Below are 23,933 nucleotides of genomic sequence, written 5' to 3'. Positions count from 1 at the left end.
GGGCGGTCTCGTCCTGCGTGGCACGCTCCACTGTTCCGCTTCCCCCGAGATGCGCATGATGAGGGAACCAGAATCTCGGCTCGCGGCTCTCCGCGCACCCCTCGTCACGCAATCTCCTCCTTCCGTATCTCCTCCTTCCGTATCTCCTCCCGCGTGCCGTTCGCCGGCCGTGGAGGGCTGCCCGGGCGGTGGGACGGCCGTCGGCGGCCCGTGCGAGGATGAGGCAGCGCGCCACCCGGGCGCGACCAGTGTGACGGGGCAGAAGGGCCGGACCGGCGTGAGCGACCATCAGAACCTTCTCGCCGAGCAGCGCCGCGCCCTGATCCTCGACGAGGTGCGCCGCCGTGGCGGCGTCCGCGTCAACGAACTCACCCGCAAGCTCGGCGTGTCCGACATGACCGTCCGCCGCGACCTCGACGCGCTGGCCCGCCAGGGTGTCCTGGAGAAGGTCCACGGCGGCGCCGTGCCGGTGGTCGAGGCGAGCACGCACGAGCCGGGTTTCGAAGCCAAGTCGGGCCTGGAGCTGACCGCCAAGGAGGACATCGCGCGGACCGCGGCGTCCCTGGTGGTGCCCGGCACGGCGATCGCCCTGTCCGGCGGCACGACGACGTACGCGCTCGCGCACCATCTCCTGGACGTGCCGGACCTGACGGTGGTGACGAACTCGGTGCGGGTGGCGGACGTCTTCCACTCCGCGCAGCGCACGTCGGGGCAGCGGCAGGGCGCGGCGACGGTCGTGCTGACCGGTGGCGTGCGCACGCCGTCGGACTCACTGGTCGGCCCGGTCGCGGACCAGGCGATCGGGGCGCTCCACTTCGACGTGCTCTTCCTCGGGGTGCACGGCATATCCCTTGAGGCCGGTCTCTCGACGCCGAACCTGGCCGAGGCGGAGACGAACCGGCGCCTCGTGCAGTCGGCGCGGCGCGTGGTCGTGGTCGCTGACCACACCAAGTGGGGGACGGTGGGACTGAGTTCGTTCGCCACGCTCTCGCAGGTGGACACGCTGGTGACCGACGCGGGGCTGCCCGCGCAGGCGCGCGTGGAGATCTCCGAGCACCTGAACCGGCTCGTGGTCACGGGTGAGCGCACGGCGGCCGATGAGGCGGACGGTTCCGCCGAGCCTGCCGCCGCCAGCGCGGCCGCCGACCGCACGACCGAAGCGGCCGAAGCGGCCGAAGCCGTCGGAGATCACGTCAACTCCGAAGACCGCACAGACATCTGACGGCCCGCCAGCTAGGGTGACCGGGCCCGGTCAACCGTCTCGTTCCGCTGGGGGGAAGAGTTCGATGGCACGCCGACTGCGTCCCGTAGGTCTCGACTTCGTCGATTCCGCTCCGCTGCGCCTGGTCTTCGTACGCGAGGTGAGCGCACCCCCCGAGGCGGTCTACCGCGCCCTGGCCGACGACGTGACGAGCTGGCCCCGGTGGTTCACCGCGGTCACCCTGTGCCGGCCCACCGGCGGCGGCACAGGCCGCGAGGTCCGACTCAAGGGCGGCGCCCTCTTCCGGGAGTCGGTCCTCGCGGCCGACGGGCCGGTGCGGTACACCTACCGCGTCGACGAGACCAACGTCCCCGGCATGCGCGCCCTCCTCGAGGAGTGGCGGCTCTCCCCCGCCGGCACCGGTACCCGGGTGCAGTGGACGTTCGCCGCGGACGGCGCCGCCCCGCTGCGCGGCGCCCTGCGGCTCGGCCGCGCGGGCCTCGGCCGGGCGTTCCGCGACGCCGTCACGGCCCTGGACCGGCGGCTCACCACGGCCCCGGCATAGGACCCCACAGGCGGGCCGGCCCCTATTCGGGCCACGCCCCCGTGCCCAGGAGCGTGTCGATCGCCTGCGCGTACGGCGTGATGTCCAGCCCCTGCTCGGCCAGCCACGCGTCCGCGTAGTACTTGTCCAGATAGCGGTCGCCGGGGTCGCAGAGCAGGGTCACGACGCTGCCCGTCCGGCCCGCGGCCACCATCTCGGCGACGATCTTCAGCGCGCTCCACAGGCCCGTACCGGTCGAACCGCCCGCCTTGCGGCCGATGGCCCGCTCCAGCGCCCGTACGGCGGCGACGGACGCCGCGTCCGGCACCTTCATCATGCGGTCGATCGCGCCGGGCAGGAAGCTCGGCTCCATGCGGGGCCTGCCGATGCCCTCGATGCGGGAGCCGCAGTCGCTCATCGCGTCCGGGTCGCTCTTCGTCCAGCCGTCGAAGAAGCAGGAGTTCTCCGGGTCCGCGACACAGATGCGGGTGTCGTGCTGCATGTAGTGGACGTAGCGCGCGATGGTCGCCGAGGTGCCGCCGGTGCCGGCCGTGGCGACGATCCACGCGGGCTCGGGGTAGCGCTCCAACCGCAGCTGCTGGTAGATCGATTCGGCGATGTTGTTGTTGCCGCGCCAGTCGGTGGCCCGTTCCGCGTAGGTGAACTGGTCCATGTAGTGGCCGCCCGTCTCGACGGCGAGGGCAGCGGACTCCGCGTACATCGTGCGTGAGTCGTCCACGAAGTGGCACTGGCCGCCGTGGAATTCGATGAGGCGGATCTTCTCGGCGCTGGTCGTGCGGGGCATCACCGCGATGAAGGGCACCCCGATCAGCTTCGCGAAGTACGCCTCGGAGACGGCCGTGGAGCCGCTGGACGCCTCGATGACCGGGCGGCCCGGCCTGATCCAGCCATTGCACAGGCCGTAGAGGAACAGCGAGCGGGCGAGGCGGTGCTTGAGGCTGCCCGTCGGATGGGTCGACTCATCCTTGAGGTACAGGTCGATGCCCCACTGCTCGGGCAGCGGGAAGCGCAGCAGGTGGGTGTCGGCCGACCGGTTGGCGTCGGCCTGGACCTTGCGGACGGCTTCTTTGAGCCAGGCCCGGTAGGTGTCGTCGCTGTGGTCGACGTCGAGCGTCGGCATCGGCTCGTCGACTCGATCCTGCTGTGGGGTGGTCACGGCGGGGCTCCTTCGCGTCGTGCCGGACGCGATTCGACGCGGCCGTACGCATCGATCTTAAACACCCGCCACACGCTTCTCACCTGCATAAACACACCTTTGAGCACCTCAAAGGCACAGGCGCCACAGCCTTGGGTAAAGCTTTCCGGAAGCGCCGGACGGGCGAGCGGGAACGGTCGGCGGACGGCTCCACGCACACTGGTGCTGGGCGCCTGGTACGTGCAGACTTCACCGCACGGGGCACCCGTCCCGTGACAAGCGGATCATCGAAGCGCGCCAGGGGGCGATGCCATGGCGGAGCCGGAATTCACGGCCACAGGCGTACAGATCGAGCGACGATTGCGCTCCCTCACGCGCGCCGGACAAGTGCGCATCAGCGACGGCCGACTGGAGTTGCTCACCAGCTACGGCACGGAGATCGACAGCGCGCCGCTGCAGGCGGTCCGCACGGGCAAGCCGTGGTTCGCCGCGGACGACCGGGCGATGGCCGAGGTGAACGGCACCCGGTATCGCCTCACCCTCGGCGAGCACGAACCGAAGCCCGGTGAGGCGGGACCGCCGACGGTGCGCAGATTCATCGAGGCGGTGCGCAGCGCCACGGAACACCACCGCCCGCGAGGCTGAGCGGGGCCCCGATCCGACGTGCGAGTTGCAGGCCCGCACCCCCTGGGTCACTCTGGTCTCACATCACTCTGGGTTTACCGGCGATGACGCTGCGAACCAGCCCGCCGGCCACACAGCAGGCGGCAGACCACGCGGCCCCTGCTGGATCCGAACGTCGTCTTCTTCCGGACCTCAATTCGGGGAGTCGCAGCCGTGATCAGCCAGCCAAGCAGGCATTGCACGGTAGAGCTCCAAGCCCTGCCGTCGCGGATCCGCCAGGTCCGCAGAATCGTATCTGCGCAGTTGCGCTACTGGCATCTGGATCCCTTGATCGACCTAGCCGCCATCGGGGTGACGGAACTGCTCACCAACGTCCATCGGCATGCCGAGCCGGACAAGGTGTGCACCGTGGAGATCGAGCTGCTGCTCGACCGGCTCACGATCTCCGTCCATGACCACGATCCCCGGCTCCCCCGGATCGGTGACGCGGATGCCTTCGCCACGTGTGGGCGGGGACTCGCGATGGTCGCCGCCGTGAGCGAGGCGTGGGGCGTGAGCCCGCAGGGCGACGCGGGGAAGACCGTCTGGTTCACGCTTCCCACCCCTGTCCCCGCCGGGACCCTGTCCTCGTGTCCCAGGTACGGGGTGCGCGAGAAGACTCCCGCCCGGTCGGCCGTTGCCGGCTGACCGGGCGGTGATCGTCCGCTCGCGGCGTCCTTCCATGCCCGTACGCCGCCGCGTGTACGACAGCGGGCCGGACGTCAGTCGGCGGCGATGGCCCGCAGCACGTCGAGACGTGCCGCCCGACGAGCCGGGCGCAGGCCCGCCACGGCTCCCGCCGCCAGGCCCACCAGGGCGACCACCGCGAGCCGCACCGGCGGCACGGCGAACGCGAAGGCGCTCTCGGTCGCGCCGTCGGACGCCTTGACCAGGACCCAGCCGAGGAAGCCGCCGAGCGCGAGCCCGCCGGCCGTCCCGAAGGCGGCGACGAGCACCGACTCCCAGCGGACCATGGCCCGCAGCTGTGCCCTGGTCTGCCCGACGGCGCGCAACAGGCCCAGCTCACGCGTGCGTTCATGGATCGCCAGCGTCAGTGTGTTGGCGATGCCGAGCAGCGCGATGAGCACCGCGAGGGCGAGCAGCGCGTAGACGAGGGTCAGCATCATGTCGATGCCGCCCGCCGAGGTCTGCGCGTACTCGGCGCGGGTCTGCACGTCCGGGTTGCCGTAATCCCGCGCGACCTCGGCGACCGCGGCCTTGCCCGCGGCCGTGCCCACGCCGTCCTTGAAGGTGACGGAGACGAGACTGTCGGAGTCCTGCGTACGGTGCGGGGCCCAGGCCTCACGGGTGATGACGTAGTCACCGGCCAGCTCGGAACGGCCGTAGACGGCGCGGACCGTGAAGGTCTCCTTCTTGCCGTCGGCGAAGGCCAGTTCGGTCCGGGACCCGGCCTTCAGGTCCTGCTTCTCCGCCTCCGAGCGGGTGATCGCGATGCCCCTGTCGCCGAGCGCGGCCAGGGTCCCGTCCACGTGGCCGAGGTCGAAGGACCTGGCGAACGGGCCCGGGTCCGTGACGGTCAGGGCGCGCCCCTCGCCGTCGACCTCCGCGGCGCCCTTGCCGAGCCCGACGGCGGTCTCGACCTCCGGCCGCCCGGCGAGCGCGGGGGCCAGCTTCGGGCTCAGACCGCTGCCGCCCGCGCCGAAGCCGGGGGTGCTCACCGCGACGTCGCCGGCGAAGGAGCGGTTCACGGTCTGGTCCATCGTGGCTTTCAGCGAGGCGCCGAAGACCGTGAAGAGCGAGACGACGGCGACGCCGATCATCAGCGCGCTCGCCGTGGCCGCGGTCCGCTTGGGGCTTCGCAGGGCGTTGCGCCGGGCGAGGCCTCCGGGAACACCGCGCAGCCGGTCCAGGGGCCCGCCGAGGATCCGTACCACGCGCGCGGAAGCGACCGGTCCGAGCACCACGAAGGCCACGAGGGCCAGCAGCGCACCGGCCCCGGCCAGCCACACGGAAGGGCTGACCAGGACGCCGGTCAGGGCGAGACCTACCGCGACCAGCGCGAGGGACGCCCCCACCACGGCGCGTCGGCGCGAGGCCGCCGAGTGGTCCACCGAGGTCTCGCGCAGCGCGGCGAGCGGCGCGGTGCGGCCGGCCCGTACGGCGGGCGCGACCGCGGAGCCGAGACAGACCACGGCGCCGACGGCGAACGGCAGCAGCATGGACAGCGCGCTGATCACCAAGTCGCCCCCGGGAAAGGGGAATCCGATGGCGGGGAAGAGCTGTTGCAGACCGGCCGCGATGCCGATGCCGCCCGCGAGGCCGACGGCCGACGCGAGGACGGCGACGACGCTCGCCTCGACGAGGGCCGACACAGTGACCTGACGGCGCGAGGCGCCCAGTGCGCGCAGGAGCGCGTTCTCGCGGGTGCGCTGGGCGACGATGATGGCGAAGGTGTTGTGGATGCTGAGAGCCTGTCTTTGAACCCCCGTCGTCCGCGCGAAGCGCGGGCGCAGCGGCGGATTGGGGCCTCCCCTGCTCGAGCGGAGCCGAGAGCTTGGGGAAGCGTGCGATCGGTGTGCGGAGCCTCAGGTCATGTGGCGGAGCCACCTGTCCTGGGGCCCGGTGCGCCGAGCGTGCGTGCCGGGCGTCGGGGCGCAGGCGGGGGTTCAAAGACAGGCTCTGAAGGTGGCGACCAGCAGGGCCACGCCGGAGAAGACCAGCAGGAACGTGGTGAAGAGGTCGAGGAACTGGCCGGAGATGTTGTCGGTGTTCTCCGCCGCCGAGGCCTCGCCGGTGATCGCTTCGACTCCCTTGGGCAGTACGGGCGTCAGCGCGTCGACGAGTTCCTGCTCGCTCACGCCCGGGCCGGCCCGTACCTGGATGGCCGAGGCCTCGCCGGGCTTCGCGGTGAGGTACTTCTCGGCGTCGGTGAGCATCATGCCGGTGAAGGTGGTCTGCGCCATGCCGTCCTCGCCGCCGAAGGTCGCGAGGCCGACGATCCGCACCTCGACGGGGTCGGGGGTGCGCAGCGTCGCCGTGTCGCCCACCTTCAGGCCGCCGGTCTCGGCGGCGCCCCGGTTGACGACGACCTCGTGGGGCTTGGACGGGGCACGCCCTTCGGCAAGTTCGTACGGGTTGAGCCGGGCGTCGTCGATCCAGTTCCCTGCGACGGTGGGCGGGCCCTGGCCGCCGATGGGCTCGCCGTCCTTGCCGAGGAGCTGGCCCGCGCCCTGGACGCTGGGCGCGGCGGCCGCCACGGCGTCGGACTTCTCGATTCTCCCGACGAGAGTGGTACTGACGGGCTTGCGGGTGCCCTGGCTGTCGTCGGGGGTGGTGAGGGTGTCGGCGCTGCGGACGACGGCGTCGGTGCCGCGGGCAGCGTTGCCGAACATCGTGTCGAAGCCGGCGCGCAGGGTGTCGCCCATGACGAGGGTGCCCGTCAGGAAGGCGACGCCGAGCATGACGGCGAGAAAGGTACCGGTGAAGCGGCGCTTGTGGCCGCGCAGGGAGGCGAGGCTGATACGGGCGGAGGCGCTCAGGGAGCTTGCCGAGCTCACGATGACGGCTCCTTTGTGCCGGGGCCCCGGTCGGGGCCGGGACCGGGTACGGAACCGACGGCAGCTGCGGCAGCCTGCTCCGCAGCGGCCGAATCCCTGGCGGACGACCCCGCGTCGAAGGCCTTCAGGCGGTCGAGCACCCGGTCCGCCGTCGGGGCCTCCATCCGGTCCACGAGGTGCCCGTCGGCGAGGAAGACGACCTCGTCGGCGTGGGCGGCGGCCACCGGGTCGTGGGTGACCATGACGACGGTGCGGCCCATCTGCCGCACCGCCCGGCCGAGCAGGTTCAGCACCTCTTCGCCGGAGCGCGAGTCGAGGTTGCCGGTCGGCTCGTCCGCGAAGACGACGTCGGGCCGGCCGGCGAACGCCCGTGCCACGGCGACGCGTTGCTGCTGGCCGCCGGAGAGTTCGGCGGGCCGGTGGTGCAGCCGGTCGCGCAGCCCGACGACGTCGACGAGCGCATCGGTCCATTCGTCGTCGCCGCGGGCGCCCGCGAGGTCCGCGGGAAGCGTGATGTTCTCGGCGACGGTCAGCGTCGGCACCAGGTTGAAGGCCTGGAACACGAAGCCGATGCGGTCGCGCCGCAGCAGCGTCAGGCGCCGGTCGTCCAGCGTGCCGAGCTCCGTGTCACCGATGAAGGCGGTGCCCGAGGTGAGCGTGTCCAGACCCGCCGCGCAGTGCATCAGGGTGGACTTGCCGGACCCGGACGGGCCCATGATCGCGGTGAAGCGTCCGGCCGGGAAGCCGACGCTCACCCCGTCCAGGGCCCGTACGGCGGTGTCTCCGCGGCCGTAGACCTTCACGGCGCCGGAGACCCGGGCGGCGTCGGTGCGCACCGCCCCGGCCACCCGTCCGGTCGCGGTGCTCACGCCGCACCGCCCTTGGCCGGACGGCCGAACTCCTCGTTGAGGACGGTCAGCCGCCGCCAGTACTCGTCCTCGTCGATCTCACCGGACGCGAAGCGGTGGCCGAGCACGGCGATGGGCGAGTTGTCGTCGACGCCGGTGTGCCGTGCGGAACCGGCCGCGCCCCGGAACGGGCCGCGCCGGCCGCGCCACACGGTCCGGCGGAGCAGGGTGACGACGCCGATGACGACGGCCGCCCAGATCAGCGGGAAGAAGAGGATCCACGGGCCGGGCCCGCCGTCCCATTGCGCCAGGGTCTGCATTGGACTCATCTCCTCGGAACCGGTTTCTGTGATGCCTCCAAACTCGCCCCGGCACCGCCCTCACGTCGTCGTACGGCCAGCGGCACCGGGCATACCACCCCGGGAGTACGTACGGCGGAACCAGCTGCTCCCACCGCCGCTGGACCTCTGTACCTACTAGTATGTACAGTAGCTTCATGAGCACTCCGGAGCGTCTGATCGAGTCCACCCGCGAGCTCCTCTGGGAGCGGGGTTACGTCGGCACGAGCCCCAAGGCCATCCAGCAGCACGCGGGCGCGGGGCAGGGCAGCATGTACCACCACTTCGCGGGCAAGCCCGACCTCGCGCTCGCCGCGATCCGACGCACCGCCGAGGAGATGCGCGCCACCGCGGAGGCGGTCCTGAGCCGCCCCGGGCCGGCGTACACCCGCATCGAGGCCTATCTGCTGCGCGAGCGCGACGTGTTGAAGGGCTGCCCGGTCGGGCGGCTCACGATGGACCCGGACGTCATCGCGAGCGACGAGCTGCGCGCGCCCGTCACCGAGACCCTCGACTGGCTGCGCGAGCGCATCGCCGGGATCGTCGAAGAGGGGTGCGCCGGGGGCGAGTTCACGGACGCGCTCGATCCGCGCGACGTGGCGTCGACGGTCGTCGCCACGGTGCAGGGCGGGTATGTGCTGGCCCGCTCGTCCGGTGCGCCCGCCGCGTTCGACGCCGCGGTGCGCGGACTGCTCGCGCTGCTCGCCGCGGCCCGCACCGCGCCCACCGCCTGACGCGGCAGCCGGCGCCGCATCCCGTACACGCCCACCCCTGCACCTCCTGCCACCTGCCACCTGCCACCTGCCACCTGCCCCAAAGGATGCCTACGTTGCACATCACCCGGAACAGACCCGACAGCCGGCTGGGACCCGCCGAGCACTTCACCGGCACCGTCTGGCTCGACGAGATCGCCGCCCCCGACGCGCCGTCCCGCCTGCGGATGTACAGCGTGCACTTCACCCCTGGCGCCCGTACCGCCTGGCACCGCCACCCGCACGGCCAGGTCCTGCACGTCACCGAGGGCGAGGGGCTCGTGCAGCGCGAGGGCGGCCCGGTCGAGCCGATCCGGGCCGGCGACACCGTGTGGATCGAGCCCGGCGAGTCGCACTGGCACGGCGCCGGGCCGCGCACCTTCATGACCCATCTGGCCGTGGTCGAGGCGGCCGAGGACGGGACCACCGCCGACTGGGGACCGCTGGTCGACCCCGCCGCCTGCTCCAACTGAGCCTGATTCCACGGGAGTACACGATGCACGCCCTGCAGTACGAGATCACCCTGCCCGCCGACTACGACATGGGCGTCATCCGCCATCGCGTCGAGTCCAAGGGCCACCTTCTGGACCAGTTTCCCGGGCTCGGCTTCAAGGCCTACCTGATGCGCGAGCGCGGCAGGGACGGCTCGCCCGTGAACCAGTACGCGCCGTTCTACCTCTGGAACACCGCCGAGGGCATGAACTCCTTCCTCTGGGGCCCCGGCTTCCAGGGCCTGGTCGACGATTTCGGGCGGCCGACGGTGCAGAACTGGACGGTCCTCGCGTACGAGGAGAGCAGTGCGTACGGGGAGGGCGGCGCGGCCGCGGGTGCGGCGAGGTCGGCGGTCCGCCGTCGGCAGCGGATACCCGAGCCGGCCCGGCTGCCCGAGCTCGCGCGCGAACTCGCCGACGAGGCGCAAAGGACGGCCCGGCGCGAAGGGGCCGTGAGCGCGCTGACCGCCATCGATCCGCGTACCTGGGAGGCCGTCCACTTCTCGCTCTGGGACCACGAGACCCCCGACGCCGTCGGCGACGTCTTCCAGGTGCTGCACCTCTCCGCCCCCGAGCGGGAGAAGCTGCCGCGCGGGCGGCACTGGTGACCGCGCCCGCGGGCCACGCGGTCCGCACCGTTCTCGGGGACATCGCGCCGGAAGACCTCGGAGTCTGCGACGCCCACGACCACCTCTTCCTGCGCAGCCCTCAACTCCCGGGCCAGGAGCTGGACTCGGCCGAGGAAGCGGCCGCCGAACTCGCGGCGTTCCGCGCGGCGGGCGGACAGAGCGTCGTGCAGTGGACGCCGCACGGCATGGGCCGGCACGCCGGGCGGCTGCCCGCGCTCTCCACAACCTCCGGCATCCGTCTCGTGGCGGCGACCGGGCTGCACCAAGCGGCCCATTACACAACGGAGTTCCTCGCCCGGCTCCGTGCCGACGGCCTCGCCGCGCTCTTCGTACGTGAACTCACCGAGGGCATCGGGGAGTCCGGCGTACGGGCCGGGCTGATCAAGGTCGCGGGCGGTTTCCACGGGCTCGACGCCCACGCGCGCTGGACGATGGCGGCAGCGGCCGAGGCCCACCGTGCGACGGGCGCGCCGATCTCCGTCCACCTGGAGCTGGGCACCGGCGCGCCGGACGTACTCGACCTGCTCTGCGGCGAGTTCGGCGTCCCGCCGCACCGGGTGATCCTCGGCCACCTCAACCGCTCCCCCGACCTCATCTGCCACCTGCAGGCCGCCGAGGCGGGCGCCTACGTGGCCTTCGACGGCCCCTCCCGCACCCACCACGCCACGGACTGGCGCATGCCGGACGCGGCGCGCTCCCTGGCGGACGCCGGCTTCGGCGACCGGATCCTCCTGGGGGGCGACACGACGACGGCGGGGGCGCGGTCGGTGCGGGGCGGCCCCGGCATGCCGCATCTGCTGCGCAGGGTGCGGCCCCGGCTCGAAGACGCCGTGGGAGCGGAACTGGTGGGACGGATCCTGACGACGAACCCGGGGCGGGCCTTCGGGGTGGAGTGGACGGCCGGGTGAGAGCCTGTCTTTGAACCCCCGTCGTCCGCGCGAAGCGCGGGCGCAGCGGCGCACGGGGCGTGCGATCGGCGTGCGGAGCCCCAGGTCATGTGGCGGAGCCACCTGTCCTGAGGCTCCGTGCGCCGAGCGTGCGTGCCGTGCGTCGGGGCGCAGGCGGAGGTTCAAAGACAGGCTCTCAGTGCGCGCGGGGGCGCCGCGACGGTCCGGCCGGTGGATCGCTTTCACGTATTGCACCGGTCGTTCCAAAACTGTACGGTACCGACATGGCCCGACCGCGGAGTTTCGACGAGGAACGGGCCCTGGACGCGGCGATGCACGCCTTCTGGGTGAACGGTTACGAGGCCACTTCGACCCAGGATCTGTGCGAAGCCACCGGCCTGGGCCGCAGCAGCATCTACAACACCTTCACCAGCAAACACGACCTGTTCCGGCGGTCCCTGACCCGGTACATGGAGACCATGAACGCGGCCCAGACCGAGATCCTCGAGAACGTGGAGCTGTCGGCCACCGAGCGCGTGCGCGCCCTGCTCGCCCGGGTCATCGAGGGTGACATCGAGCACCGCGAGAACGGCCACAGCGTCGGCTGCCTCACGGTCAACACGACCGTCGAACTCGCCGGTCGCGACCCGGAGGCCGTCGGCATTCTGGAGCGCGACCTCGCGGCGCGGCTCACCGTGCTGCGTGCCACGATCCGCACCGGCCAGCGCGACGGTGACATCACGACCACACGGGACGCGGACGCGCTCGCCCGCTTCGTCAACGCCGTCATCGGCGGCATGCGGGTCTCCGCGCAGGCCGGCGCCGACCGGGCCGCCCTGCAGGCCATCGCCGAGACCGCCTTGGACGCGCTGGCGGTCCGGTAACCAGCCGCGACCGGACTCGTCAGACCCTCCCCTCAGAGCCTGTCCTTGAACCCCCGCCGTGCACCCATCACGCTTCGCACGCCCTTTTTCTGTACTGATCTATCCAAAACTTCTTCCGGATCTTGCCCGACAGGAGAACCCGCCATGCCCCGCGCCGTTTACGTACTGGCCCTCGGCATCTTCGCCATGGTGACCAGTGAATTCGTGGTCGCAGGACTGATGCCGCAGATGGCCGACGGCCTTGACGCCACGATCCCGGAGATCGGCTACCTCATCACCGCCTTCGCCGCGGCGATGGCACTCGGCGGCCCTTTCCTCACGGTCGCCGTGCTGAGGATGCGTCAGAAGACCGCGCTGATACTGCTGTTCGGCATCTTCCTCGCGGGCAACGTGCTCGCCGCCCTCGCTCCCGACTACCGCACCATGCTGGTGGCCCGCGTGCTCACCGGCATCGCGTCCCAGGCCTTCTTCGGCGTCTCCATATCGCTGGCCTCGCGCATCACCCGGCCCGAAGTGCGCGGCCGCGCTGTCGCGGTGGCCCTCAACGGGCTGATGCTCGGCACCCTGCTGGGCCTTCCGTTCGCCACGGTCATCGGTGAACACCTGGGCTGGCGCGCGGCGTTCTGGGCGATCACCGTACTGACCGCGCTCGCCGCGGCGGCCACGTTCGTCGGCGTACCGAGCGCCGACGGCGCCGACGAGGAGAGCGGCACTCTCCGGCAGGAGCTCGGCGCCTTCCGCAACCCCCGGCTGTGGCTCACCCTCACCACCAGCACCTTCGTGATCGGCGCCACGTTCTCCGCGTTCAGCTACCTCAACCCGATCCTCACCGAGCTGACGGGCTTCTCCACCGGGACGGTGCCGCTGCTCCTCGTCGCGTACGGCGCCGCCACCGTCATCGGCAACACCGTCGTGGGCCGGTTCGCCGACCGTCGCACCCTCCCCGTGCTGCTCGTCGGTCTCGCGCTGAACCTGGCCTTCCTCATCGGGTTCGCGCTCTTCGCCCGACTGACCGTGCCCGCCGTCGTGTTCATGCTGGGCATCGGTCTGGTCGGCGTCACCATGAACCCGGCCCTGGTGACCCGCGTCCAGCGCGTCGGCAACGCGCGGTCGCTGGTGAACACCGTCCACTCGTCCTTCATCACCCTCGGCATCATCATCGCCACCTCCGTCGGCGGCCCGGCCATCGACACGTTCGGGCTGCGGGCGCCGCTGTGGATCGGCGCCGCGCTGGCCGCGCTCGGTCTCGTCTCGCTGGTGCCGGATCTGCTGCGCCGCCGGGCCTCGACTCCGGCTCCGGCCTCGGCCAACGGGCAGACCACTGATTCCGCCGACGCCGTACGGGAGACGGGGGACGAGGCCGAGGTGCCCCAGCCCGCCTAGAGCAGTACGCCTGTCCAGGACCGTATCCCTCCTGTCGAGGGCCGTCTCCCCGTCCAGAGTCACACGCCCGGCTAGGACCCGACGCGCGACGCGGGCCCTGGCTGGACCAGGGCTCCCAGGGGGTCGTCGAGCACCGGCTGCCAGGCCAACTCGGCGGCCCCCACCAGGCTGTTGTGGTCCAGCGTGCACGCCAGGATCGGCACGCCCCCGCTGCGCCCCCACAGGCTCCGGTCGGCGACGACGGCCCGCAGCCGCTCCGGGTCCGCCTCCAGGAGGGCACGGTGGAGCCCGCCCAGGACGATCCGGTCGGGGTTGAGGATGTTGACCAGACCCGCGAGCCCGAGGCCGAGCCGGTCGATGAGGGCCTCGGCGGCGGAGCGTACGGCCGGGTCGCCGTACGCGTCGCGGAGCAGCGCACGGGCCTGTACGAGCAGCCCCTCGGGGCCCGGCTCCCGCCCCGCCTCCGTCAGGAAGGCGAGGGGATCCGTCTCGACGTCCAGGCAGCCCCGGCTGCCGCAGTAGCAGGGGCGCCCCTCGGAGTTCACGGTGAGGTGGCCCACCTCCAGGGCGAGACCCGAACTCCCGGTGTGCAGACGGCCGTCGAGGACGAGCGCGCCGCCGACGCCGCGGTGGCCGGTCGCCACGCACAGCAGGTCCCGGGCGCCGCGCCCCGCGCCGTGGCGGTGCTCGGCGAGTGCGGCGAGGTTCACGTCGTTGCCCGCGAAGGCCGGTCCCGCGATGCCCGCGTCACGTACGCAGTCGGCGAAGATCTCGCGGACCTGCGCGCCCGCGGCCCACGCCACATGCAGCGGGTTCAGGGCGGTGCCCTCCGGTTCGGCCACGGCGGACGGCACGGCGAGGCCGGCGCCCACGCACCGCCTGCCGGTCTCGCGCAGCAGTGCCGCGCCCGCCTCGACGACGGCCCCGATGACCTGCGCGGGGTCGGCGCCGACGGTCTCGCAGCCCGGCGCCGTCGCCACGATCCCGCCGCCGAGCCCGACGAGCGCGGCCCGGAAGCCGTCGGCGTGCACCTGCGCCGCGAGCGCCACAGGCCCGTCCTCTGCGACGGCGAGCCGGTGCGAAGGCCGCCCCTGCGAGCCCGCTGCCGCGCTGGGCTTCGCGTCGATCCGGATCAGGCCGAGCGCCTCCAGTTCGGCGGCGACGGCGCCCGCCGTGGCGCGCGTGACACCCAGCTCTGCGGTGAGTACGGCGCGAGTGGGAGCGCGCCCCGTGTGGACCAGTTCGAGCGCGGGGCCCAGCGCGCCGCGCCCGCGCTCCAGGCGGGTACGCGTGGTCACTTCCCCCTCGGCACGGGGGTCAGCCTTGCCGTTCATGAGGGCGAGTCTCCCATGATCCGTACACGGCCTCGCCGTTCATCCGTCATCCGCTCGTTCCTCCCCGTGACCGTTTCCGCGTTGCTCCGCCGTGGCCGTTTCCCGGCTTTGCGCCGTGACCATTTCCCCTGCCTACGTCGTGACCGTCCCCGGGCCTCTCCCGGAACGTCCCGCGCGCCGTCCGAAACCGTCTTGAACGGCAGCCGTGCACACCTCTACTCTGACTTTGTGCCGCTACTAAACAAAACCGGGACCGCAGTGCCGCGGCCCACCGACCGCGACCTCGACCTCCGCCGACTGCGCATCGCGCTCACCGTCTTCTTCGCCCTCGACGGCTTCGTCTTCGCCGGCTGGGTCGTCCGCATCCCCGCCATCAAGGAGCAGACGGGGGCATCGGCGGGCGAACTCGGGCTCGCGCTGCTCGCGGTCTCCGCCGGAGCCGTCGTGACCATGACGCTCACCGGGCGCCTCTGCAGGCGCTACGGCAGCATCCCGATGACGGTGGCCTGCGCGGTGGCGCTGCCACTGAGCGTCGCACTGCCGCCGCTGACGAGCTCGGTCCTCGTACTGGGGCTGGTGCTGCTGTTCTTCGGGGCCTCGTACGGCGGCATCAGCGTCGCGATGAACAGCGCCGCGGTCGATCTCGTGCGTACTCTGCGACGGCCGGTGATGCCCAGCTTCCACGCGGCGTTCAGCCTGGGCGGCATGCTCGGCTCGGGCCTCGGCGGCCTGGTCGCGGGGCACCTCTCCCCCACCCGCCACCTGCTCGGCATCACCGTCGTCGGCCTGGCGATCACCGCCGCGGCGGCGCCCGCCCTGCTGCGATACGGGGCCCGCGCCGGGCTCCGCGGATCCGCCGCCACCGCGGACGGCGCCCCCGCAGACTCCCCGGCGCGGCACGGCGGCACGCGCCGCACGGACCGCCGCACGCGCGGGCTCGTGATCGTCTTCGGGCTCATCGCGCTGTGCACCGCGTACGGCGAGGGCGCCATCGCGGACTGGGGCCCGCTCCACCTGGAGGAGGACCTGCACGCCCACCCGGGCATCGCCGCCGCAGGCTATTCGTGCTTCGCCCTCGCCATGACGATCGGCCGGCTCTCCGGCACCGCGCTCCTGGAACGGCTCGGCAGGACCCGCACCGTGGTCGGCGGCGGCGCGACGGCGTGCGTCGGGATGCTGCTCGGCGCCCTCGCCCCTTCGGCAGGGCTCGCCCTGGCCGGGTTCGCCGTGACCGGGCTCGGACTGGCCAACATCTTCCCGGTGGCGGTCGAGCGGGCGGGCGCCCTCGCCGGTCCCGGAGGGGTCGCCGCCGCATCGACGCTCGGCTACGGCGGCATGCTGGTCGGGCCGCCGCTGATCGGGTTCATGACGGACTGGTACTCGCTGCCCACGGCGCTCACGAGCGTCGCCCTGCTCGCCGCCGTCGCGTCGGTCATCGGCTTCGCGACCCGTCGTACGGAGCGTACGGAGCGTACGGAGCGTACGGAAACGGCCTGACATCCTGCGGAGGTTCCGGTTCGAGGGCGCTCCATCCGACACAATCTGCCACATGGATATTTCCGAGCACATCCAAGTGGTGGACAGCGAAGGCCAGTTGCTGGCCTCGGCCGCCGCGGAGGCCGGACCCGACGCCAAGGTGCCCACCTGCCCCGACTGGCAGGTGCGGGACCTGCTGAGGCACACGGGGATGGTGCACCGATGGGCCGCCGCCTTCATCACCGAGCGGCGTACCTCGTACCGGCTCGGCGGCGAACTCCCCGACCTGGACGGGGACGCGCTCGTCGAGTGGTTCCGCGAGGGGCACGCGGCACTCGTCGCGACGCTCACCTCCGCGCCGCACGACGTCGAGTGCTGGGCGTTCCTGCCCGCACCCTCCGCGCTGGCCTTCTGGGCCCGGCGGCAGGCGAACGAGACGACCGTCCACCGGGTGGACGCCGAGTCCGCGCGGGGCGGCACGCCGTCACCGGTCGGCGTCGAGTTCGCCGTGGACGGCATCGAGGAGCTGCTGCTCGGTTTCCACGCGCGCAAGAAGAGCCGGGTGCGCAGCGAGGAGCCGCGGGTGCTGCGGGTGCGGGCCACGGATGCGCCGGGCGGCGAGCGGACGTGGACCGTACGCCTGTCCGACGGGCCGCCGGTCACGGAGCGAGGCACGATGGCGCCCGCCGACTGCGAGGTGTCGGGGCAGGCGGCACGCCTCTATCTGGCGCTGTGGAACCGGCTGCCGCTCCCGGAGGTGACGGGCGACCGTTCGGTGGCGGCGCTGTGGCGGGAGAAGTCGTCGATCGTGATGGGCTGACTTGCGTACTGACCGGTTGGCCGATGGGCTGACTGCCGGGCGACTCGACTACGGGGCTTACAGGCCTGACAGAGCTGACAGGGCTGACAGAGCTGACAGGGCTTTCGGAGCCCCACGGCCCACGGCTCAGCTCTCGTGGCCGTCGAGCATCCTCTTGAGGACCGCCCGCTGCAGGGGCCGCACCTCGCCGTGGAGCGCGCGCCCCTTGCCGGTGAGGGAGACGCGCACGCCGCGACGGTCCTCGCTGCACATCCCGCGCTCCACGAGGCCGTCCTTCTCCAGGCGTCCGATGAGGCGGGAGAGAGCACTCTGACTCAGATGAACCTGCGCGGAGATCTCCTGCACGCGGAACGAACAGCCGCCGTCGTCCGACGACCCTTCGGCCAGCACGTCGAGCACCTCGAAGTCGCTCGCCCCCACGCCGTGCGGGTGCAGCTCACGGTCGAGTTCGCACAGCGTGCGCGCATGCAGCGCGAGGATGCCGCGCCATTGATCCACCAGGCCTTGTTCGGCCGTTTTCCCCGCCATGAAACGGCACGGTAGCAGAATTTCCGCCTTTGTTGCACCGTCATTAAATGCATATGCATGCAATGCGTGCACATAGATATTGCAGCCCGACCCGACCCGGCCCCGACCCGGCCCCGAACGCCCCCTCCCCGCATGCCGTACGCCGCTCGTCAGCCTAGCCAGCCAGGGCGGACCAGGCCCGACTCGTAGGCGAGTACGACGAGTTGGGCGCGGTCCCGGGCGCCCAGCTTCACCATCGTCCTGCTGACATGCGTCTTGGCCGTGAGCGGGCTGACCACCAGACGGCGGGCGATCTCCTCGTTCGAGAGGCCGATGCCGACCAGGGCCATCACCTCCCGTTCCCGCTCGGTCAGTTCACCGAGGCCGTCGGCTGCTGCGGGCTCCTTGGAACGGGCCGCGAACTCGGCGATGAGGCGGCGCGTCACCCCGGGGGACAACAGCGCGTCGCCCGCGACCACCGCCCGCACCGCGCGCAGCAGTTCCTCCGGCTCGGTGTCCTTGACCAGGAAGCCGGAGGCCCCGGAGCGGATCGCCTCGAAGACGTACTCGTCGAGTTCGAAGGTGGTGAGCATGACCACCTTCACGTCGTCAAGACCGGGCTCACCGGTGATCCGCCGGGTGGCGGCCAGCCCGTCGAGCAGCGGCATACGGATGTCCATCAGGACGACGTCGGGGCGCAGTTCCCGCACCATTCGCACCGCTTTCTCGCCGTCGGCGGCCTCCCCGGCGACCTCGATGTCCGGCTGTGCCCCGAGCAGCGCCTTGAAGCCTGCCCTGACCAGTGACTGGTCGTCGGCGAGCAGTACGCGGATCACTGATCCTCCTGAGGTGCGGGATGGGCGCCTTCCTGAGGTGCGGGATGGGCGTCTCGCTGAGGTGCTGGGTGGGCGTCTTCCTGAGATGCGGTACGGACCCCCGGGCCCCGGCTCGCGCTCGCGCCCGCGCCTCCCGCCAGAGGCAGCACGGCGGTCACGCGAAAGCCGCCGGCCGGCCGTGGGCCCGCCTCGATCGTGCCATCGAGGGCGGCGGCACGCTCCCGCATCCCGGCGAGTCCGTTGCCACTGCCACCCGCGTCGGTGCCGGTGGCGGGCCCGTCGTCGTCGATGCGCAGGGTGAGTACGGTCCTCTCGTGGCGCACCAGCACGCGCGCGTGGCGCGACCCCGAGTGACGTACGACGTTCGTCAACGCCTCCTGGACGATGCGGAACGCGGCGAGGTCCGCGCCGGGCGGCAGCTTCGCGGGGGCACCTTCGGTGGTGACGTCGACGGTCAACCCGGCGCTCCCTGCCTGCTCGACGAGTTCCGGCAGCCGGTCCAGGCCGGGCGCCGGGGCGCGGGGCGCGTCGCCGGGGGCGCGCAGGGTGCCCAGTACCTGGCGCACCTCGCCCAGCGCCTCCTTGCTGGCCGCCTTGATGGTGGTCAAGGCGGTGCGGGCCTGTTCGGGGTCGGAATCGAGCAGGGCCAGGCCCACGCCCGCCTGAACGTTGATGACGGAAATACTGTGCGCGAGAACGTCGTGCAGCTCACGCGCCATCCGCAGCCGCTCCTCGCCCGCGCGCCGCTCGGCGGCCTGCGCGCGCTCGGCGCGCTCCTTGACCCACTGCTCACGGCGTACGCGACCCAGCTCGGACACCGCGACGATCGCGACGACCCAGACGGCGACCACGATCTCCTGACTCCAGGGGCGGGCGCCGTCGTCATCGGGCGGCAACCAGCGGTAGAGCCAGTGCGCGATCAACAGATGACCGGCCCACAACCCGCCCACGGCACCCCAGCCTGCGCGCCGGTGGCCCGCGACGACGGCGGCGAAGCAGCCCACCGCGACAGCGAGGAAGACCGGACCGTAGGGGAACCCGGCAGCGATGTAGACCAGCGTGAGCCCGGCGGTGGCGAACACGACGGGCGTGGGGTGGCGGTGACGCAGCAGAAGGACCGCCGTGGCCAGGAACAACAGCAACCTCGCGAAGAGGGTGAGTTGCTCGCGGCTCCCCTGACCGTGCTCGGCGAAGCCCGACCCGACCTGCACGAACGCGGTGAGCACGAATGTGGTCAGCCAGGGCAGTCGGCGCCCCGTCCGCTCCGCCACCCCGGCGTTCCACCAGGGCGGCCCCTGCCGCCACATCGGCGGTCCGCCCCACGCCCGGGGCGGGCCGCCTGGCCTGCGTTCGCGCTGCTCGTCCATGGCGGTCACGCTAGACCGCGACGGTGTCCGCGGGCGTCCGACGGGCGTGGTGATCACCCGTACTCCTACGGGAGTAGCCGTGGGGGGCCGAGGTCGCGCGGTACGCCGTCCGCCGTGACCGACGTCCGTGACCGACGTCCGTGACCGACGTCCGTGGCCGATGCCCGTGGTGCACCGTCCGGTGGTGCGCCGTCCGGTGGTGCGGCGGGGCATAGTGGCACTCCTGGACCCGCCCTGTCACAAGAACGGTCCGGCAGACCGAAGCGATCATGGAATCCTGGCCTCCGGCGATCCACGCGGATAGGTTGAATCGCAGGTACCCACGGAAACGGGCATGTACGGTCGGTGCCAGAACCGCCATCGGTACCGGAATCACAGAGAGCCCCGAAACCGGGGCCGCAATGAGGTGGGGGCCGACCGAAAGGCCGACCCCCGGGGTGAGCGCGTCAGACCAGACGACTGATCTGCACGGTCAGATCCAGCGCCATCTGGATCAACATGACCACCAGACTCCAGTACGTCCAGTCTGACGACTCATCGAGCTTGTGCATGAAGCACCCCTCCTTCCTCTTCCGGGACGTCCTCGGAAAAGTTCGGGGGCTGCTGCTCGATGACTCACACGTCACTCTATGGGCGGCTCCGCGCCGCGAGCAGCAGTTTGCTCCGTATAACAGAAGTTGCTCGCACGGGCGCCAGAAGTACCTGATAATGCCCGGCCGTTGGCGCCCCGGCAGTGCATCAGCTCTGCGGCAACAGACCTACGCCATCGGCGAGTTGCCGCACGGCGTGCGAAAAGAACGCCGAGCGGTCCTCCACAAGCCGGTTGTACTGCCCGAACACCTCGAAGCTCACAAGCCCGAACAGCTGCGCCCACGCCGCGACCATCGCCGTGATCACAGCCGGAGGCAGGTCCGGCGCGAGATCCGCCGCGATCCGCTCACCCTCGCCGCGCAGCCCCCCGGGCAGCGGCTGAACGGCAACACCTCGGCCCTGATGGGCGTCGCGCACGACGTCGATGAGCAGCTGCCCCACGCGCGCGGCGGCCCGGACGGTCGAGTCCGGCGCGCTGTACCCGGGTACGGGCGAGCCATAGATGAGCGCGTACTCGTGCGGACGCTCCAGCGCCCAGCCCCGCACCGCTTCACAGATCACGGTCCAGCGCTGAAGGGGCTCTTCACCGGCGACGTCCGCGTGCGCGGTCTCGGCAACGGAGCCGAGCGAGTCGTACGCGTCGATGATGAGCGCGGTCAACAGGTCGTCGCGACTGGGGAAGTACCGGTAGAGCGCGGAGGAAACCATGCCGAGCTCGCGTGCGACGGCCCGCAGGGAGAGCTTGGCGGCACCTTCGGCAGCGAGCTGCCTGCGCGCCTCACTCTTGATCGCCGCGGTGACTTCCTCGCGGGCGCGGGCCCGGGCCCCCTTGGTGGCATTGGTGGCACTGGCATTGCTGGTCATGCGGCCAGTCTGCCACGGGGTGGGAGCGGTGCGCGCAGTTCGGTTCAGTGCACACATTCGAGAGCACTGCTCTTGCTCTGGATCACCGATCCAGTGCACACTGTTCTCAAGCGAGAGCAGTGCTCTCGCAGTCCGAAGAGTCCGCACCCACGCACACACGCACACACCCTCTTGAGCCTTGGGAGACCACCATGCCGTCGACGCCCGCCAGCCCCTCCCCCACCTACCTCAAGGGAAGCCCCCTCAACGTCCGCCTCAACGGCATGATCGGCTGGCTGGCGCGGCACGGCGTCAGCCTGATGGGCAGTGCCGAGCTCTCCGTACGGGGCCGCAAGAGCGGCAAGATGCAGCGCATCCCGGTCAATCCGTACACGCACGACGGTGACCGGGGCCAGTACCTCGTGTCGGCGCGCGGGCACTCCCAGTGGGTGCGCAACATGCGCGCGGCCGGCGGAGGGGAGCTGCGGGTAGGGCGCAAGGTGCGACTGTTCACCGCCGTGGAGGTGACCGACGCCGAGAAGTTGCCGCTCCTGCGTGGCTACCTGGAGCGGTGGGGCTGGCAAGTCCACCAGTACTTCCAGGGTGTGACCGCCAAATCCTCCGACGAGGAGATCCTGGCGACGGCACCGGACCACCCCGTCTTCCGGATCACCGTGCAGAAGCGGGGTGTGACCCGTGGGTCTCGGTCGGCCTAGGTGTTCTGCCTGGAGACCGCCACCGCTTTCTGGACCCGGGCCCAGAGCTTCTTCGCGAGTGTCGGGATCACCGTCGAACGCGTGCTGACCGACAACGGCTCCTGCTACAAGTCCCGTCTCTGGCGCGACGCCCTCGCCGCGGCCGGGATCACGCACAAGCGAACCCGGCCCTACCGGCCGCAGACCAACGGCAAGGTCGAACGCCTCAACCGCACCCTGCTCGACGAATGGGCCTACGCCCGCCCCTACCACCCAGAGCAGGAACGACGCGAGGCATTCCCCCAGTGACTGCACTCCCGCAATCACCACCGCGGACACACCACGCTGAAGGGCCAACCACCCCCACCCGCCAGCCGTGCCCCAACCTCACAGGGCAATACACCTAGGGTCTGACGTTTAGATCTTGGGCAGAGTGGCTTCGCCCCAGGGAGAGAAGAATCAGCAGCGTGAAGGCAGAGAACGCGGCGCCCGTGCGTGCGTAGTTGAACGCCTCCCATCGCGCCAGGGCCTCGGCGTGATCGGCGGGTGCGGAGGTGGCCGCCCACTGCTTGATCCGGCCGTTGATGGGAACGTTGCCGAGGCGGGTGATCAAGAAGGACGCGACGACGAGGATCCCAGCCCCTCCGGCCAAGCGTCGTGAGACGCCACGCGTCATGGCGGCCAGCGCGAGGGCGCTGAGCGCCGACACGCCCATGGCGCCCTGCATGGTGATGCCGTTCATTTGCATCAACTGGGCATGGAAGGACAGCCGCACGTCGAGGGGGACGGCGTTGAAGGTGGGGACGAGGTTGGCCGCTCCGTAGCCGAATGCGCCGGCGAGGGCACCGGTGGACATCACGGCGAGGCCCTGGACTAGCCGGACGGGAATGCGGATCACTCCCCCGCCCCCGGTTCGGCGGCGGGCGTACGACCGAGTTGGTGGATATGCCGCACTCGTCCGTCGTCGGCGACCTCGCCGATCAGGAGCCACTCGCTCACTACGTGCCCGAGCTTGCGGTGTTCCGCGCTGAGACAACAGCGTGCAGCGAACCGGTGGCCGTCAATGAGGAGATCATCGATCCGCATATGACTAGTGGTGACGTTCTTGCGAGCCGGGGCAGCGTGCTCGATCAGCTGATGGGTGGTGAGTTCTGTGCCGTCGGTGATCCAGACCGCATCGTCGGTCAGGGTGCGACCTACGATCTGTGCCGGGTCCTCGTCGGAGAGGGCCATGTCGCGGGTGTAGTCGATCATGAGGCGGCGTGCGGCCAGTTCAGTTATTTCTGACATGGCTGTCATCTTTGAGGCGTGCCGTATGGTTGTCAATCGTGTCAGAGATAAGGCGTCGCCGTCAGCGAGTAGAGGTCCAGCGCAACCGTGCTTCCCTGGTATCAGCAGCGGTCCGGGTGCTCGCCGAGCGCCCGGAGGCGAGCATGGCGGAGATCGCTTCCGCAGCCGGTGTGACACGGCAGACCGCATACGTGCACTTCGGTACCCGCGAGGCACTCCTTGCGGCGGTGCGTGATGAGCTGAGCAGCCGGGCGTTCGCCGTGCTGGAAGCTGCCGCTCCTGAGGCCGGCACCGCCACTGAAGCCCTTGGCCGGTTCCTCGACGCAGCCGGAACACTGCTGGCCGAGCAGGCGGCATTCGGTCATGCAGGCAGCGCCCCAGAGGCAGACATGTCACGTCACCTGCCGGTCGAGCAGCGCTTGGAGGACCTGTTCCGCCGTGGGCGCAACAGCGGCGAGTTCACGGCGGACCTGGAGATCGGGTGGCTGGTCGCCGCGGTGATCGCTCTCGGACATGCCGCTGACCATCAGATCCGCATCGGTCGCATGGATGCGCGAGACGCGGCGAGGCAGTTCCGGTCGTCAGTGATGTCCTTGTGCGGCGCCAAAGACCCTGACCGTTCGCTGTGACGGGCGGTGTCGCCAGTTCAGGGGCCGATGCTGCCGCGCGAAACGTGCCCAGCAACTGAACGGAGGCCCGCCCTGCCATGGCGGAGAGCCATTCGACGCCTTCCCGCCCTGGCCCACAACCGAGAACTCCGCGGAACCAACCTCTCCGGACAGCACACCTAGACGAGTAGTTCCGATAGCGGGGTTCTCAGACGGAGGGAGGGTGTCCAACATCGGGTTGTGACGACCAATTTAGACACCCTCTTGACGGC

24 protein-coding genes and 3 pseudogenes are annotated in these 23,933 nt (G+C 71.2%); 15 read left to right on the top strand and 12 right to left on the bottom strand.

Annotated features, from left to right (window positions below):
• The first annotated feature begins 277 nt into the window (after positions 1-277).
• Both ACFVYL_RS28945 and ACFVYL_RS28940 read left to right on the top strand, forming a co-directional pair.
• Entirely contained in the window at positions 278-1,222 is a 945-nt protein-coding gene (locus tag ACFVYL_RS28945; protein ID WP_389721022.1) for a DeoR/GlpR family DNA-binding transcription regulator, read from the top strand.
• A 64-nt stretch (positions 1,223-1,286) separates the two neighbouring features.
• Entirely contained in the window at positions 1,287-1,766 is a 480-nt protein-coding gene (locus ACFVYL_RS28940; RefSeq protein WP_389721020.1) for an SRPBCC family protein, read from the top strand.
• Between the two features lie 22 nt (positions 1,767-1,788).
• Here the strand turns inward: ACFVYL_RS28940 and ACFVYL_RS28935 are convergent, their stop codons facing one another.
• The gene (locus tag ACFVYL_RS28935; protein ID WP_389721185.1) at positions 1,789-2,886 is read right to left on the bottom strand and encodes a PLP-dependent cysteine synthase family protein; all 1,098 of its coding nucleotides are present in this window, start codon (positions 2,884-2,886) and stop codon (positions 1,789-1,791) included.
• 327 nt (positions 2,887-3,213) lie between these two features.
• Between ACFVYL_RS28935 and ACFVYL_RS28930 the strand changes: the two genes are divergently transcribed.
• The gene (locus ACFVYL_RS28930; protein WP_389721018.1) at positions 3,214-3,546 is read left to right on the top strand and encodes a hypothetical protein; all 333 of its coding nucleotides are present in this window, start codon (positions 3,214-3,216) and stop codon (positions 3,544-3,546) included.
• A 192-nt stretch (positions 3,547-3,738) separates the two neighbouring features.
• The gene (locus ACFVYL_RS28925; RefSeq protein ID WP_389721016.1) at positions 3,739-4,212 is read left to right on the top strand and encodes an ATP-binding protein; all 474 of its coding nucleotides are present in this window, start codon (positions 3,739-3,741) and stop codon (positions 4,210-4,212) included.
• A 74-nt stretch (positions 4,213-4,286) separates the two neighbouring features.
• Here ACFVYL_RS28925 and ACFVYL_RS28920 read toward each other — a convergent pair.
• The 4 genes and pseudogenes from ACFVYL_RS28920 to ACFVYL_RS28905 form a co-directional block, all read right to left on the bottom strand.
• Positions 4,287-5,990: pseudogene (locus tag ACFVYL_RS28920) on the bottom strand (FtsX-like permease family protein); the annotation flags it as partial.
• A 216-nt stretch (positions 5,991-6,206) separates the two neighbouring features.
• Positions 6,207-7,064, bottom strand: a pseudogene (locus ACFVYL_RS28915) (ABC transporter permease); the annotation flags it as partial.
• 14 nt (positions 7,065-7,078) lie between these two features.
• Positions 7,079-7,951, bottom strand: coding sequence for an ABC transporter ATP-binding protein (locus tag ACFVYL_RS28910; RefSeq protein ID WP_389721014.1), 873 nt, complete (start codon positions 7,949-7,951; stop codon positions 7,079-7,081).
• On the bottom strand, positions 7,948-8,250 hold the full coding sequence (locus tag ACFVYL_RS28905; RefSeq protein ID WP_389721012.1) for an SHOCT domain-containing protein: 303 nt from the start codon (positions 8,248-8,250) through the stop codon (positions 7,948-7,950). Before ACFVYL_RS28905 ends, ACFVYL_RS28910 begins: the two co-directional genes overlap by 4 nt.
• 161 nt (positions 8,251-8,411) lie before the next feature.
• Here ACFVYL_RS28905 and ACFVYL_RS28900 point away from each other — a divergent pair, with 161 nt between their 5' ends.
• From ACFVYL_RS28900 to ACFVYL_RS28875, 6 genes are all read left to right on the top strand, one after another.
• Entirely contained in the window at positions 8,412-9,002 is a 591-nt protein-coding gene (locus tag ACFVYL_RS28900) for a TetR/AcrR family transcriptional regulator (RefSeq protein ID WP_389721010.1), read from the top strand.
• Between the two features lie 95 nt (positions 9,003-9,097).
• Entirely contained in the window at positions 9,098-9,493 is a 396-nt protein-coding gene (locus tag ACFVYL_RS28895) for a cupin domain-containing protein (protein WP_389721008.1), read from the top strand.
• 23 nt (positions 9,494-9,516) lie between these two features.
• Positions 9,517-10,119 (top strand): DUF4865 family protein, encoded by a 603-nt coding sequence (locus ACFVYL_RS28890; RefSeq protein ID WP_389721006.1) that lies wholly within the window; start codon positions 9,517-9,519, stop codon positions 10,117-10,119.
• The gene (locus ACFVYL_RS28885; protein ID WP_389721004.1) at positions 10,116-11,048 is read left to right on the top strand and encodes a phosphotriesterase; all 933 of its coding nucleotides are present in this window, start codon (positions 10,116-10,118) and stop codon (positions 11,046-11,048) included. Before ACFVYL_RS28890 ends, ACFVYL_RS28885 begins: the two co-directional genes overlap by 4 nt.
• A 263-nt stretch (positions 11,049-11,311) precedes the next feature.
• Complete coding sequence (locus ACFVYL_RS28880; RefSeq protein ID WP_389721002.1) at positions 11,312-11,911, top strand: TetR/AcrR family transcriptional regulator; 600 nt, start codon at positions 11,312-11,314, stop codon at positions 11,909-11,911.
• A 144-nt stretch (positions 11,912-12,055) separates the two neighbouring features.
• Complete coding sequence (locus ACFVYL_RS28875; RefSeq protein WP_389721000.1) at positions 12,056-13,294, top strand: MFS transporter; 1,239 nt, start codon at positions 12,056-12,058, stop codon at positions 13,292-13,294.
• Between the two features lie 71 nt (positions 13,295-13,365).
• Here ACFVYL_RS28875 and ACFVYL_RS28870 read toward each other — a convergent pair whose 3' ends face one another.
• A complete protein-coding gene (locus ACFVYL_RS28870) occupies positions 13,366-14,628 on the bottom strand; it encodes an ROK family protein (protein WP_389720998.1) in 1,263 nt (420 codons plus the stop codon).
• A 228-nt stretch (positions 14,629-14,856) separates the two neighbouring features.
• Here ACFVYL_RS28870 and ACFVYL_RS28865 point away from each other — a divergent pair, with 228 nt between their 5' ends.
• Entirely contained in the window at positions 14,857-16,125 is a 1,269-nt protein-coding gene (locus tag ACFVYL_RS28865; RefSeq protein WP_389720996.1) for an MFS transporter, read from the top strand.
• Between the two features lie 52 nt (positions 16,126-16,177).
• Positions 16,178-16,924, top strand: coding sequence for a maleylpyruvate isomerase family mycothiol-dependent enzyme (locus tag ACFVYL_RS28860; RefSeq protein WP_389720994.1), 747 nt, complete (start codon positions 16,178-16,180; stop codon positions 16,922-16,924).
• A 126-nt stretch (positions 16,925-17,050) separates the two neighbouring features.
• Here the strand turns inward: ACFVYL_RS28860 and ACFVYL_RS28855 are convergent, their stop codons facing one another.
• From ACFVYL_RS28855 to ACFVYL_RS28840, 4 genes are all read right to left on the bottom strand, one after another.
• Complete coding sequence (locus ACFVYL_RS28855) at positions 17,051-17,452, bottom strand: MarR family winged helix-turn-helix transcriptional regulator (RefSeq protein WP_389720992.1); 402 nt, start codon at positions 17,450-17,452, stop codon at positions 17,051-17,053.
• 149 nt (positions 17,453-17,601) lie between these two features.
• Positions 17,602-18,267, bottom strand: a complete 666-nt coding sequence (locus ACFVYL_RS28850; RefSeq protein WP_389720990.1) for a response regulator — start codon at positions 18,265-18,267, stop codon at positions 17,602-17,604.
• The gene (locus tag ACFVYL_RS28845; protein ID WP_389721183.1) at positions 18,264-19,643 is read right to left on the bottom strand and encodes a sensor histidine kinase; all 1,380 of its coding nucleotides are present in this window, start codon (positions 19,641-19,643) and stop codon (positions 18,264-18,266) included. Before ACFVYL_RS28845 ends, ACFVYL_RS28850 begins: the two co-directional genes overlap by 4 nt.
• Positions 19,644-20,372: 729 nt before the next feature.
• Positions 20,373-21,089: a TetR/AcrR family transcriptional regulator gene (locus ACFVYL_RS28840; RefSeq protein ID WP_389720988.1), complete on the bottom strand. Its 717-nt coding sequence runs from the start codon at positions 21,087-21,089 to the stop codon at positions 20,373-20,375.
• 191 nt (positions 21,090-21,280) lie between these two features.
• Here ACFVYL_RS28840 and ACFVYL_RS28835 point away from each other — a divergent pair, with 191 nt between their 5' ends.
• Together ACFVYL_RS28835 and ACFVYL_RS28830 are read left to right on the top strand one after the other, a co-directional pair.
• Positions 21,281-21,784 (top strand): nitroreductase family deazaflavin-dependent oxidoreductase, encoded by a 504-nt coding sequence (locus ACFVYL_RS28835; protein ID WP_389720986.1) that lies wholly within the window; start codon positions 21,281-21,283, stop codon positions 21,782-21,784.
• A 12-nt stretch (positions 21,785-21,796) separates the two neighbouring features.
• A pseudogene (locus ACFVYL_RS28830) lies at positions 21,797-22,170 on the top strand (integrase core domain-containing protein); the annotation flags it as partial.
• Here the strand turns inward: ACFVYL_RS28830 and ACFVYL_RS28825 are convergent.
• On the bottom strand, positions 22,167-22,661 hold the full coding sequence (locus ACFVYL_RS28825) for an anthrone oxygenase family protein (protein ID WP_389720984.1): 495 nt from the start codon (positions 22,659-22,661) through the stop codon (positions 22,167-22,169). The pseudogene ACFVYL_RS28830 and the gene ACFVYL_RS28825 overlap by 4 nt on opposite strands.
• Positions 22,658-23,053: a hypothetical protein gene (locus ACFVYL_RS28820; RefSeq protein WP_389720982.1), complete on the bottom strand. Its 396-nt coding sequence runs from the start codon at positions 23,051-23,053 to the stop codon at positions 22,658-22,660. The genes ACFVYL_RS28825 and ACFVYL_RS28820 overlap by 4 nt, the downstream gene beginning before the upstream one ends.
• Here ACFVYL_RS28820 and ACFVYL_RS28815 point away from each other — a divergent pair.
• On the top strand, positions 23,026-23,682 hold the full coding sequence (locus ACFVYL_RS28815; protein WP_389720980.1) for a TetR/AcrR family transcriptional regulator: 657 nt from the start codon (positions 23,026-23,028) through the stop codon (positions 23,680-23,682). The genes ACFVYL_RS28820 and ACFVYL_RS28815 overlap by 28 nt on opposite strands.
• Positions 23,683-23,933 lie beyond the last annotated feature (251 nt).

The organism is Streptomyces sp. NPDC058308, assembly GCF_042880275.1.
GTDB lineage: Bacteria > Actinomycetota > Actinomycetes > Streptomycetales > Streptomycetaceae > Streptomyces.
The sequence above is the reverse complement of the archived record's forward strand: the minus strand, read 5'-3'. Positions and strand labels throughout refer to the sequence as shown.

What these genes read in the sequence shown, in the direction of transcription:
- ACFVYL_RS28835 (WP_389720986.1), top strand. Translation starts at nt 21,281, where the DNA reads ATGCCGTCGACGCCCGCCAGCCCCTCCCCCACCTACCTCAAGGGAAGC.
- ACFVYL_RS28940 (WP_389721020.1), top strand. Translation starts at nt 1,287, where the DNA reads ATGGCACGCCGACTGCGTCCCGTAGGTCTCGACTTCGTCGATTCCGCT.
- ACFVYL_RS28930 (WP_389721018.1), top strand. Translation starts at nt 3,214, where the DNA reads ATGGCGGAGCCGGAATTCACGGCCACAGGCGTACAGATCGAGCGACGA.
- ACFVYL_RS28840 (WP_389720988.1), bottom strand. Translation starts at nt 21,089, where the DNA reads ATGACCAGCAATGCCAGTGCCACCAATGCCACCAAGGGGGCCCGGGCC.
- ACFVYL_RS28880 (WP_389721002.1), top strand. Translation starts at nt 11,312, where the DNA reads ATGGCCCGACCGCGGAGTTTCGACGAGGAACGGGCCCTGGACGCGGCG.
- ACFVYL_RS28905 (WP_389721012.1), bottom strand. Translation starts at nt 8,250, where the DNA reads ATGCAGACCCTGGCGCAATGGGACGGCGGGCCCGGCCCGTGGATCCTC.
- ACFVYL_RS28820 (WP_389720982.1), bottom strand. Translation starts at nt 23,053, where the DNA reads ATGTCAGAAATAACTGAACTGGCCGCACGCCGCCTCATGATCGACTAC.
- ACFVYL_RS28890 (WP_389721006.1), top strand. Translation starts at nt 9,517, where the DNA reads ATGCACGCCCTGCAGTACGAGATCACCCTGCCCGCCGACTACGACATG.
- ACFVYL_RS28870 (WP_389720998.1), bottom strand. Translation starts at nt 14,628, where the DNA reads ATGAACGGCAAGGCTGACCCCCGTGCCGAGGGGGAAGTGACCACGCGT.
- ACFVYL_RS28875 (WP_389721000.1), top strand. Translation starts at nt 12,056, where the DNA reads ATGCCCCGCGCCGTTTACGTACTGGCCCTCGGCATCTTCGCCATGGTG.
- ACFVYL_RS28935 (WP_389721185.1), bottom strand. Translation starts at nt 2,886, where the DNA reads ATGCCGACGCTCGACGTCGACCACAGCGACGACACCTACCGGGCCTGG.
- ACFVYL_RS28860 (WP_389720994.1), top strand. Translation starts at nt 16,178, where the DNA reads ATGGATATTTCCGAGCACATCCAAGTGGTGGACAGCGAAGGCCAGTTG.
- ACFVYL_RS28855 (WP_389720992.1), bottom strand. Translation starts at nt 17,452, where the DNA reads ATGGCGGGGAAAACGGCCGAACAAGGCCTGGTGGATCAATGGCGCGGC.
- ACFVYL_RS28900 (WP_389721010.1), top strand. Translation starts at nt 8,412, where the DNA reads ATGTACAGTAGCTTCATGAGCACTCCGGAGCGTCTGATCGAGTCCACC.